10 protein-coding genes are annotated in these 12662 nt (G+C 30.9%); 6 read left to right on the top strand and 4 right to left on the bottom strand.

Annotation, left to right across the window (positions count from 1 at the left end; genetic code table 11):
- The gene (locus BUB65_RS05905) at positions 1–1368 is read right to left on the bottom strand and encodes a GlmL-related ornithine degradation protein (RefSeq protein WP_073073171.1); all 1368 of its coding nucleotides are present in this window, start codon (positions 1366–1368) and stop codon (positions 1–3) included.
- A gap of 108 nt (positions 1369–1476) precedes the next feature.
- On the opposite strand from BUB65_RS05905, the gene BUB65_RS05900 reads away from it, so the two are divergent.
- From BUB65_RS05900 to BUB65_RS05875, 6 genes are all read left to right on the top strand, one after another.
- Complete coding sequence (locus tag BUB65_RS05900) at positions 1477–2148, top strand: metal-dependent hydrolase (protein ID WP_073073169.1); 672 nt, start codon at positions 1477–1479, stop codon at positions 2146–2148.
- Positions 2149–3411, top strand: coding sequence for a hypothetical protein (locus BUB65_RS05895; RefSeq protein ID WP_073073167.1), 1263 nt, complete (start codon positions 2149–2151; stop codon positions 3409–3411).
- 17 nt (positions 3412–3428) lie between these two features.
- Entirely contained in the window at positions 3429–3761 is a 333-nt protein-coding gene (locus BUB65_RS05890; RefSeq protein ID WP_073073165.1) for an HIT domain-containing protein, read from the top strand.
- 30 nt (positions 3762–3791) lie between these two features.
- Entirely contained in the window at positions 3792–5372 is a 1581-nt protein-coding gene (locus BUB65_RS05885) for a tetratricopeptide repeat protein (RefSeq protein ID WP_234946818.1), read from the top strand.
- Positions 5373–5499: 127 nt separating this feature from the next.
- Positions 5500–5730, top strand: a complete 231-nt coding sequence (gene acpP / locus BUB65_RS05880; RefSeq protein ID WP_073073163.1) for an acyl carrier protein — start codon at positions 5500–5502, stop codon at positions 5728–5730.
- Positions 5731–5833: 103 nt separating this feature from the next.
- Positions 5834–8869 (top strand): alpha-mannosidase, encoded by a 3036-nt coding sequence (locus tag BUB65_RS05875; protein WP_073073162.1) that lies wholly within the window; start codon positions 5834–5836, stop codon positions 8867–8869.
- A gap of 5 nt (positions 8870–8874) precedes the next feature.
- Here the strand turns inward: BUB65_RS05875 and BUB65_RS05870 are convergent, their stop codons facing one another.
- From BUB65_RS05870 to gyrB, 3 genes are read right to left on the bottom strand one after another with little or no spacing between them, the layout of a single operon-like run.
- Positions 8875–9828, bottom strand: coding sequence for a flagellar basal body P-ring protein FlgI (locus BUB65_RS05870; protein ID WP_073073161.1), 954 nt, complete (start codon positions 9826–9828; stop codon positions 8875–8877).
- A 13-nt stretch (positions 9829–9841) separates the two neighbouring features.
- On the bottom strand, positions 9842–10768 hold the full coding sequence (gene flgA / locus BUB65_RS05865; protein ID WP_073073160.1) for a flagellar basal body P-ring formation chaperone FlgA: 927 nt from the start codon (positions 10766–10768) through the stop codon (positions 9842–9844).
- Positions 10769–12652, bottom strand: a complete 1884-nt coding sequence (gene gyrB / locus BUB65_RS05860; protein ID WP_073073159.1) for a DNA topoisomerase (ATP-hydrolyzing) subunit B — start codon at positions 12650–12652, stop codon at positions 10769–10771.
- Positions 12653–12662 lie beyond the last annotated feature (10 nt).

The raw sequence follows: 12662 nt of genomic DNA, 5'->3' as shown, positions 1-12662 counted from the left end.
TCATCCTCCTAACTTTTCTATATCAATTTCTAAAATATCTTTTGCTATTTTCCTATCAATTTCAGAGGAAATAACTCCTATGGCAGCAAAAATATAATACTTATCTCTAAAAATCTTTACTTCTTCTTGAGGAAGAAGTTTCATTGGATGAAGCCTAGAAAGATGATTAATAGAATTTAATACATTTTTAGCATATTTTGACCTACTTAAAAAACCTCCTGTACCAAACAAATATTTTACAGCTGTCAAATCTTTACCTTCAGCAATTAACTTTCTTCCAAGTGGAGTATACAAATGTTTCTTCTTACCTACATGTCTCCTAAGTCCTTGCTGAAAACAATACAAAGCTAGCCTTGATATAAAATATTCGTCACTGTCTGATTTTGGATATGGAGAGATCCTTTTCACAAGTTCATCGAAATTTTCAAACTCTTTTCTTAAATTTTCTTCACCAATCATATCAATTACTGTTTTTGCATTAACAAACAGTCCTAAGTCCCCTTCAACCGTTCTTTTGGCAATCGGTTCAGGAGAAATTGTTATTTTTTGTATTTCTTTACTTCCTTCTGTAACAGAATCAATATCAGTAGTAGCGCCACCAATATCTACTACTGCGACATCATTAAACATTTCAGATAACAACTCTGCAGTTTTCATTACCGCACCGGGAGTTGTATGAATTTTATAATCTACAATATCATAAATTTTTTCCATACCAGGTGCTTTTGTAATATTTTGTGCAAATACTTCTTTAACAACATTTCTTGTTGGCTCAACATTTAATTCATCTATCTTTGGATAAACATTTTCCGTTATAAAAACTTTCTTTCCAGCATTACTCAAGATATATTCAACTTGTTCAGCTGCAGCAATGTTTCCCGCAAAAATTATTGGAACATCTAAATCTAATTTTGAAAGAAGCTTTGCATTATGAATTACTGTCTCTTTCTCACCGTAATCTACCCCTCCTGCAAGGAGAATTAATTTAGGAGAAATTTCTTTAATCTTATTAAGATGAAACTCATCCATCTTTCCAGCCGTTACGTATTTAATAACGGCTCCTGCTCCAAGGGCAGCCTCCCTTGCCGCTCGAACAGTCATATCATATACAAGACCGTGAACAGTCATTTTTAAGCCTCCTGCCGCACTGCTAGAGGCTGCAAATTTTTCCCAAGTCAGATTTTTCTCTTTTATTTTTTCTTTTAAATTATTTATCGCTTTCTCAATTCCAATAGTTACATCGCCTTCGTTTACAGTAGTCCAATGCTCTCCTTGACCTACTATCTTTACTTTATTACCAAAACCATCAAATGCAGTTATTACTGTGGTTGTTGAACCTATTTCTGCGAAAAGCAAATCTACTTTCAATCAAATCACCCCTATATGATTCTACCATGAATCAAAATTTATAAAAAAGTAATTTTCTTGCACAATTAGTATATTATAGAGTATAATTAAATGGGAGGAGGTGTAACTATGAAAATTACTTTTCTAGGTCATGCAGTGTTTTTAATAGAAAGCAAGAAAAGTATTATTATCGATCCCTTTATCAGTGGCAATCCCGCATTTCCAATCGATTTCCAATTACCCCAAATTGATTATATACTTGTGACACATGGACATGGAGATCACATTGGAAACACTGTAGAACTTTCAAAAAAATTCAATTCAACCGTGATTTCTAATTTTGAAATTTGTAATTACCTTCAAAAGAAGGGTGTTAAAAATGTTCATCCAATGCATATAGGTGGTTCAAAAGAGTTCGATTTCGGTAAATTAAAAATGACTCCTGCCGTTCATGGTTCTGGGATAATTGAAAATGACGAAATAATTTATGGAGGAAATCCGGGTGGTTTCCTCTTAAAAATGGAAAAAAGTATATATCACGCAGGAGATACTGGCCTAACCAAAGATATGGAATTTGTAAAAGGAGTTGATATTGCGTTATTGCCAATTGGTGGGAACTTTGTAATGGACGTGGATGATGCCGTAAAAGCAGTAGAAATAATTCAACCAAAGATTGTTATACCAATGCATTACAATACCTGGGACATTATAAAAGCAGATGCGGAAAAATTCAAAATACTTGTTGAAAAATTAGACGTCCAATGTAAAATATTAAAACCCGGAGAATGGCTGGAGGTATAAATGAAAAAAATAATTCTTCTTTTAATACTTTTAACTAGTTCTTTCAGCTTTGCCTTTAATATTCCAAGATTTGTAGGAATAAACGATGAATATTTTGAATTCGACGGTTTAACCGCTTTCTTTGATGGTGAAGAAATAACTAACAACAAAATCAATGGTATCGATTATGAAGACGGTGCCCATGTATTAAGATTAGTTGGACAATTTGAAGAATTTATTTTCAAAGTTATTGTTGACACTGTTCCACCGACAAACACAAATTATATTTTAAAAGATCCAAACTTAGTAATTTTTGAAAAACCAGTTACTGAAGTTAACTTAAACTCGCGAACAGATTTTTTTAAACCTTTAAATACCAAAAACACAACTCGACCTGACTATAACCCTATAGTAGTTTGTAGTAAAGACGAAGCAGGAAATTTAGGCGGATTTGAATATATAAAACCCAGTGTAAGTAATATTACTCCTCTTGATTCAAAAGTTCCTTTAGGAGGAATCAGTAACAAAATTATATTACTCTCTTCAAATTCTCCATACAAAGCTATTGGAAGAATAATTATACCTACACAATCAACATTGTTTTTCGAACCAAACGTAGAGTTAAAAACTGTTGGTCCTGTACAATTTACAATAAAGGGAAATATTTATATCCCCGAGAATGTAAAAATATCTGGAAAATTAGATATAGATCTACAACAAAACGGCACAATTTATATAAATTCTTCCAATATTAATGGAAACATAAGTTCAAATGGAGGTAAACTCCTATTCTTGGACAATTTAAAGCAAGAAAATATCTCACTTTCTAAAACAAATGTTGCTATTGTCAAAAACTCTATAATTGAAAATTTCTCTGTCAAATTTATACCTCTTTTGGTGATTGAAAATTCAACTATTACAAATCTAAATATTGTAAGCTCAAGAACTGTAATAATTAACAATTCTTTAGTTAACAATCTTCATGTTGAAGGTTTTACAAATGTAAGAGCTTACAATCTAACTTCTTTTTCTTTTAAAATTGAAAATTTTACAAACATAAAGTTAATCGATTCAAACATCTTAGACGCAAAATTAGATAAAGGTGTGTACCTTCATTCAAAAAACACTTTATTTGAATCTCTTAATCTATCAAATTATTCAGTTGCCACACTTAACAAAATAACGATCCACAAACTCTCATTGTTTAAATCCAAAATTTCAAAAAAATTTACCGTATACTTGGAAATTCAAAAAGATAATTCTTCTATAATCGAAGAATATTGAAAAAAGGGGGAAAATATATGGATTGTGTTTTTTGCAAAATAATCAATGGAGAAATACCCTCAGAAAAGTTGTTTGAGGACGAAGATTTTATAATAATAAAAGATATAAAACCTGTTGCTCCTATACATTTATTACTAATTTATAAAAAACACGTACCAACAATCAATGAATTACGTGAAGATGACAGAAGAAGATTTTGGAAAATATTTTCAATCATCAAAGATATTTCAAAAAAGCTTGGATTTGAAAGTTATAGAGTTGTTGTTAACAATGGTAGAGAAGCAGGTCAAGAGATTCATCACATACACTTTCATATAATTGCAGGTAGAAAACTTGGAAAAATAGGTTAGGAGGGGAAAAAAATTAAAGCAATAGTTTACTTGCCAATAAAACCGGAAATAGCGAAAACACATAATCTTCCAATAAAACTTCCAGTATTAGTGGAAGATTTACCTCTAATTACAGAAATAGATAAAATACCGTTAGAAGTTATAATAAGAGGTCTTGAAGCTCAATATGAAATTGAAAAAAATGACTACTGGGGTAGTTATCTTGCTTATTTTTATTACGAAGCGTTTAAAAAACACCTAAACAAAAACCAATTAGAAAAAGCAAAAGAATATTTAGAAAAAGCAAAGAACACTATGTACGATTACAGATATCACTTTTATTTAGGCCTACTATTTTCAAAACTTTCCGATTATGATAATGCGGAAATTGAATTGAAAAGGGCAATTTCACTAAACCCAAATTTCTACCTCGGGTATTATGAACTTGGAAATATCTTGTATTTAAAAAAAGACTATGATGAAGCCATAGAGATGTACATGAAATCTCTTGAACTCAACAAAGAATTTTCTTTACCCCTTTTAAAAATCGGTGACGTGTATTTTGAAAATAATCAATTGAAAGATGCAGAACTTGCCTATAAAGCAGCGTTAAAAATTGAAAAATTACCCGAAGTTTACTTAAGACTTGGAGTATTATACAATACAAGATATCAATTTGAAAATGCAGAAAAAGTTTTCAAAGAAGCCCTATCGATTGAATACAAGCCAGAAATTGCCTACAATTTATCGTATACTTTAACAAGATTAGGAAAACATTTGCAAGCCCTTCAACTTTTAAAAGAACTAGTAAATAACTATCCCTCATCCGAAGTATACAATGAGCTTGGTTTGTTACAAAAAAATCTTGGTTTTTACGAAGAAGCCAAAGAAAATCTTAAACTCGCAGGTGACGAATATCGAGAGAATTATCTCAAGGTTCAGTTATTCATAGAAGGTATAAAGGAAGAGATCTTAAAAGAATTAAAAGAATACGATCCTGAATACACGGAATTTTTAAAAAATGTGCTTAGAAACAAAGATAACATAGAGAAAAAATTAGAAGAATGTGATTTCCCATTTTCAGAATTAGAAATAATATTCGATCTCACCGATGAAAATGGTGAAATCCTTCTAGATAAATTCATGGAAACATTAAAGATTAAAAATATTGGGGAAAAGAAAAATGAATTTTATAAATTCATTCCCTTCATAATTTCAGGTATGTACATTGCAGGGGCAGACCCAATACTTATAGAAAAAAACGCTATCAAAATTTCTATTACTCTTTTTGGCGACGGCGAAGGAGTTGTTCTTGCAAAAACATTAACAACATTTTATCTTTCTATTTTATTCACTAACGACCCTATAGAATTTATAATTGAAAAAACCTTAGAAATTATCTCCGAATTTCATTACCCAATTTCTAAAAAAATCGCAGATCTCCTTGAAAATGAAAAAACTTCACTGGATGACTTCATTGACAACTTCAAGGAACCTGAAAATATTTTGGATTTCTTACTTCAATTGTTTGAATTTTTCAGTTACTCTCCGCATATTGAAGATACCAAACACCTACCAAACACAACCTTTAGAAAAACTGCTGAATTTTTTACTAAACATTTAAATTTTTGACTTTACTTAACCTCCCATTAAATGGGAGGTTTTGTTTTTATTAAAAAATTAAACCGATTTAACTTTATTGCTTGACACTAACTTTTTGATGTGGTATTATTTTTATTGTGATAAAGGAGGTGTTAATATGGCAGAAATTGAAAAAATCAGACAGCTTATTGCTGAACAACTTGGAGTGGATGTGTCTGAAGTAACAGATGACAAAAATTTAACCGATGATTTAGGAGCGGACTCTTTAGATATGGTAGATCTTGTTATGGCTTTTGAAGATGAGTTTGGAATAAAAGTTGAAGATTCGGACCTTTCAAGAATCAAAACAGTAAAAGATATTATTGATCTAATATCACAAAAAGTGTAGTAAATAATTCCAAAAATAAGAGATGGCTCAAAATTGAGCCATCTTTTTTTTAAAAAAAATAAAAATAGTATAAAATATAACTATACAGAATAGGAGGCATATGATGATAAGAAGGTTAGACTTTGAAATAAGACATTTAAAAAGACTTCTTGGAGAGCTAACTCCATATTCTATTATAAAAAAAACCCCCTTGTTTAATTGGAAATATTTTGACTTAGATATAACTTTTCCATATAAATGGGACGAAGAAAAAATCCCTGCAATTTTTGAAACAACCGTAAAACTTGAAAGGAAAAATCCAACTTACTTATCAGGTTGGTTTGGCGGGGAGAGCCTTGTAAAAGTGGATAATAAACCATATGGAGAAATAAATGTATATCATTCCATGGTAAATCTTTCCCCATTTTGCGATAACAGTGTTCATTCTATAAAGATAGAAACAGTACCTAGAACTCTATTTGGAAAAAAGGAAGAGCCATTGTTCAAAGAAGCATATTTAATTGAATTTGACAATGAAATTAAAAAAGTTATAAATTACACATCTAATGTAATTAAACTCTGCGAAGAAACAAAAAATGAACCGTTGAGAAAAAAATTGGTAGAATTAACAAACCAATTTCTATATTCGATCAACAACTCTCATTCAACAAGTCATTTTATAACGAAAGTTACTGAAAATCCCACTATTGAATATGATATAACAACTACATGGTCTACTATAGATTTTCCAGTTTCATACGGAATAACTCCAGAATTAAAAAATGAAATTCTCAATAAATTCACTTCCTACAAAGAAACGATTGAAAGTTTAAATAAAATATTCCCGAAAATAGGAAAAGTATTTTTGGTAGGGCACGCACATATTGACTATGCATGGTTGTGGCCAATAGAAGAAACAAAACGAAAAATTTTGAGAACTTTTGCTAACGCTATTCAGCTTGCAAAAAGATATCCTTATTTTATTTTCACTCAATCCTCAGCCCAAATGTATGAAGATCTGGAAAAAGAATCCCCTGAGCTTTTTAAAGAAATTAAACAACTTATTAAAAGCGGACAATGGGAACCAGTAGGAGGCATGTGGATAGAATCAGATTGTAACATTCCAGGAACTGAATCACTAATTAGACAATTTTACTATGGCCAAAAATATTTTACTCAAAAATTCGGGAAACAATCAAGAGTTTGTTGGCTACCAGATGCATTTGGTTTTTCTTGGATCCTTCCTCAAATATTAAAAGAATCCAACATAGATTTCTTTATAACTACCAAATTAAATTGGAATGAAGCAAATGAATTTCCTTATGATCTTTGTAAATGGAGAGGAATAGATGGTAGTGAAGTAATCTTTTTCAGTTTTAATAACGAAGAAGGTGGATACGGTGGAAATATATCACCTAAAACCATTTATAGTACCTGGAATAATTTCAAACAAAAAGACCTTTCCTCCTTTACAATGGTATCAGTAGGATATGGAGATGGTGGTGGAGGACCCACTGAAGAAATGTGCGAAAATTATTTAGTTATAAAAAGATTACCCGATTTACCTGTTGTTGAATTTTCAAAAGTTGAAGATTTTTGTCTTAATTTACAAAAAGAAACCTCCAAACTTCCCGTATGGGACAATGAGCTGTACCTTGAACTTCACAGAGGAACATTATCTTCACAGTCCAAAATTAAACGACTTCATAAAAAGGCTGAAAATGCTATTTTTGAAACTGAAGTTCTAAATGCTTTATTTAATCTTGAAAAACAATCAGAAATCGATGAAATATGGAAAAGGATTCTTACAGTGGAATTTCACGATATATTACCTGGCTCCTCCATCAAAGAAGTGTACAAAGAAACAGAAAAAACTTTAAATAAATCTATACATTTACTGAATGAAATACCACAAAACATACATTTTGACGATAAAGAAAACTATTTCACGTTATTTAATCCTTCATCATATAAACAAAAAATTCGTTTTATCTTACCTGAAGCATTGACTTTAAAGTTCAGAAACAAACAACTAAATTGTATAAAAACATACGATGGGAAGTATTTATATGCACTAAATGAATATGTTGAATCTCTCGATTTAATTGATATAAAAATTGAAAAAGTTGGCAAACAAATTCAAAAATCTTTTTATACAGATGAAAATTTTGAGAATGCCTATATCAAGGTTCAAATTAATAACGATGGCACTTTTAACGTATATCATAAAAAATTAAAAAAGTGGTTATTCAATGACAGAGGAAACGTTTTAATGTTGTATAAAGACATACCCTACTTCTGGGAAAATTGGGATATTGATTTTCACCACTTTAAATCCGGACATCAAATTAAAGCAAATTCGGTTGAATACGTAGAAATTAACAACCTAAGAAAAGTAATCAGAATTAACTACAAATTTGAAGAAACTGAAATAACTCAATTCTACATCCTATGGAATGATTCAGATATTTTAGAAATTAAAACTGAAATAAATTGGCATCACAGGAGAAGTATTTTGAAGGCGATATTTCCAACAAATGTCTTTTCGAGATATGCAAAATTTGACATTGATGGAGGTTATATAATAAGGCCTACACATCAAAATACAAATTTTGAACAGGCAAGATTTGAAGTCATGGCACAAAGATGGGTTAATTTATCAGAATATGATTTTGGAGTATCATTAATTAACGATGGAAAGTACGGCCATGGTGTCTCAAATTCAACTATAAGTTTAACCTTGATAAAAGCAGGAATATATCCGGATTTCTTCTCAGATGAAGGAAGACATGAATTTTCTTATGCTATAAAACCAAACGAAAAAGAAGATATCGTTGAAATTACAAAAACAGCCGAAATTTTCAACAGACCATTAAAAGTATTCCGTGGAAGAACAAAAGAGAACTTTCCAAGGTTACAACTTTCAAAAGAGAATTTCAGAATACTATCATTCAGAAGGACTGAGAAAGGTTATGTTTTGAGAATAGTGGAAATTGCCGGGAGTAGTGGAAAACTAAAAGTTTCATTAAAAAACACAAATATAAGCAAAGTATATCTAACAAACATACTCGAAGAAGTCAAAAAAGAATTGGAGACAAAAGATAATTCTTTTGAACTTAACTTTAAGCCTTTTAAAATTTATACAATTTTAATAAAATAAATAATTCACATTACAATTACATCTGCCTTAATCGCACCATTTTTATGAAGTTCAAGCAATATTTTAATTATTTCTTTCGGAGAAATACCAGCAGTTTTAAGAGCTTCTACTAAATCTAAAACTGTTGAAGTTCTCTTAATTTCTATTTTATAACCTTCCTGTGAATAGGTAATTTTTTGCACTTCTTCCTTTTCACCATATATAATATTTGCCGTACCTTCTTTAATAACTATTAAAGGAATCTGATTAGGTATAACTTCTATTTCCTCAACAATTGATAGAAATCCTATTAAATCCTTATTAAATTCTTGAGGAATACTTAATTTTATTATCTGTGGTTCTAAAGAGGAGGCTATATTAACCTGAAATTTTTCATTAATTAATTTAGAAACTTTTTCAGCACTTGAAAATTCTGAATGAATTAAATACACCGTTGTGTGATTTTCATCAATAATGTTAGAAGGAATCTCTTTAATTATAGTTCCCCCATTTTGAACAAAACCTTTTACTTTGAATCTAATTTGATCCTCCTGAATACCTAAAGAATTAATCGGTCCTTCGGCAAGTGCATATACTTTCCCATCTGAACCAAATAATTCTGTTTTTAGTAAAAAACCTTTTTCTATACTTTTAGCATTCCCAACTGCATACAAAGTTACATCGATTTTCATTCCCACTTTATAGTATGCTGGAATATTTGCAACGACTAAAACCAATGCAGTGTTGGGAGATTTTAAATCATCTCTTGGAATCGAATTACCATAATACTTAAGCATATTCAAAACCAAATGAGAATATGTAACTCCATCATCGCCTGCTCCATTTAATCCTACCACAATACCTATTCCAAAAAGTTGATTATCTTTTGCTCCTCTAAAAATAGCTATATCTTTTATTCTCACAGATGAAAAAGAAATAATCGAAATAGCTAAAAACAAAAACATTAAAACTTGTTTCATCTCACACCTCATTTTATTTTATTTTATATATTACATGCAGTAATGGTCCTTCTTCGACAATACCAACTACTTTTTCTTTGGTTTTCATATTTTCTGCTTTTATTGCATCTCCAAGGTTTCCATTTTCAAGAACCATATATTTGGTTTTTACAACTATATTGTTTATTTTCACGTATCCTTCTACAATTTGACCTTTAACAACGTAAGGTAATGGTTGAAGATATTCTCTAAAAACTGGCTCACCTACTTCGAAATCTTTTTTTGCAATCATGGGAAGTTCTGAAAGATCGACAACTGTACCGAACAAGGAATAATCATTAATTTCAGATGGAATTAAATCTTTCTCTGTGACAATCTCACCATAATTTATCTTTCTTGCAGCTAAAAATACTCTTTTAATATTTTTCACATATACTGTTACGTCGTAATATCCGACAGGCATCTCCTCTTTTAGCAAAGAAAAACGAACGAAATATGTATTTGTCTTTGTATCAATAACATTCACTGAAAATTTATCATGCCGAGTTATAGTCCCCTCAACCGTTGTTATAGTTGCTTCAGCTTCTGGTGGAAGTTTTGATAAAATTGTTTGAATAGCTATTTCTTGAGCTAAATCTTCAGTTAAGGTAGATGGATATAATTCTTTTACATTAGAAACCCAAATAGTTCCACTAGTTGGAGTGGCAATTATATCCGTTGCTACTTTAGAAAGCTCCATTAAAATATACCGTACATCAATATCATAAGAAGCATTATCCGGCAAATAAACAAGTTTCAAATCCTTTAAAATTGTTTCATCAATTCCAGTAAATGTAGCTGCAACATCAAAAACAGTTACCACATTAGTGGTAACTGTTGACTGAAGAAGAAATTCTATGCTCACAGAAAATACAGTAGATAATACCAAACAAAAGATAACAATTAAAATTTTCCTAATCATTTATATATCAATCTCCTTAACTTGGAGTGCATGTCTAAAAATAAATTCTTTTCTACTCTCTGTATCACTACCCATTAGCATTTCAAATAATTCATCCGCTTCTTCAGCATCTTCAATTGCCACTTTTAACAATTTTCTGGTATCTGGATTCATTGTTGTTTCCCACAATTGTTGAGGATTCATTTCTCCAAGTCCTTTATATCTCTGTATTTCAAACTTTTTATCACCAATTTGATTTTTTAATTCTTCAAGTTCCTCATCCGAAAAAAGGTAATAAGTTTCTCTTCCAACAGTCAATTTATACAAAGGTGGTTGAGCAATGAAAATTCTTCCTTCGTCAATTAACTCCTTCATGTATCTATAAAACAGCGTTAATAATAAAGTCCTAATATGTGCACCATCTACATCTGCATCAGTCATAATAATAATTTTTCCATACCTCAATTTTGAAACATCAAAATCATCTCCTATACCTGTCCCAAGGGCAGTGATGATATCGCGAACTTGTTCATTTTTCAAAAGCTTTAACCAACTACTTTTTTCGACATTTAATATTTTTCCCCTTAATGGTAAAATAGCTTGAAAATTTCTATCTCTCGCTTGCTTTGCAGAACCGCCTGCAGAATCTCCCTCAACAATGAACAATTCAGACTCTTCAAGTTTTTTTGTTATACAATCTGCTAATTTACCTGGAAGGGACGAACTCCCAAATGCACTTTTTCTTTTAACCATTTCTCTGGCATGTTTTGCTGCTTCTCTTGCCTTCTTTGCTTCCAATGCTTTTTGAACAATTATCTTTAATGTATTTTGATTTATCTCAAAATACTCATTAAGTTTTTCTCTTACAACCTTTGCAACCGCTTCTTGAATTTCTTCGTTTCCTAATTTAGATTTTGTCTGACCCTCAAATTCTGGTGTTGAAGTCATTAAAACACTAATAATTGCCGTCATACCTTCTCGAATATCTTCTCCTCTGAGAGAATCTTTTTTCAATTGACCGGTGGCTTTCCCTAATTCATTTATTAACCTCGTGAAGGCTATCTTAAATCCTGTAACATGAGTTCCGCCTTCCACAGTTCTGATGTTATTAACAAATGAGACAATTCTTTCAAAATCTGAATCAGTGTATTGAAATACAACTTCAATTTTATTGGAATTGTATTCACCATATATATATACTGGTTCATGTAATGTTCTTGTTCCTTTATTTAAAAATGAAATAAACTCTTTAAGCCCACCAGTATAATGGAATGTTTTTTCAGTGCCATCTCTTTCATCTTTAAAAATTATCGTAACCTTGGGATTTAAAAATGCTAAGTCTCTAAGTCTTATTAAAATAGTATCGGAATCAAAATCCGTTGTTGAAAAAATAGTAGAATCTGGCTTAAACCTTACAATAGTACCATTTTTTTCAGTTTCCCCAATTACTTTTACTTCAGAAATTGGAACACCTCTTTCATATTTTTGAAAATATATTTTTCCATTTCTATGTACTTCTACTTCCAACCATTCTGAAAGAGCGTTTACTACAGAAGCTCCAACACCGTGAAGCCCTCCACTAACTTTATATGAATCTTTCGAAAATTTTCCACCCGCATGCAAAGTTGTCATGACAACTTCCAAAGCACTCTTACCAGTTTCTGGATGTATATCAACAGGGATTCCCCTACCGTTATCTTCCACTTCCACACTACCATCTTTAAAAATAGTAACTTTTATAGTATCACAATATCCTTGCAAAGCTTCATCAATACTATTATCAACTATCTCATAAATTAAGTGATGCAAACCAGCCTTGCCAGTGGAACCTATGTACATTCCAGGTCTTTTTCTAACAGGCTCTAGTCCTTTTAATACTTTAATTTGTTTCGCATTATAATCCATTACACAACCT

The sequence above is a fragment of the Thermosipho atlanticus DSM 15807 genome (genome assembly GCF_900129985.1).
Lineage (GTDB): Bacteria > Thermotogota > Thermotogae > Thermotogales > Fervidobacteriaceae > Thermosipho_A > Thermosipho_A atlanticus.
Note: the sequence above shows the minus strand (reverse complement) of the source record. Positions and strands in the feature narration are given on the sequence as shown.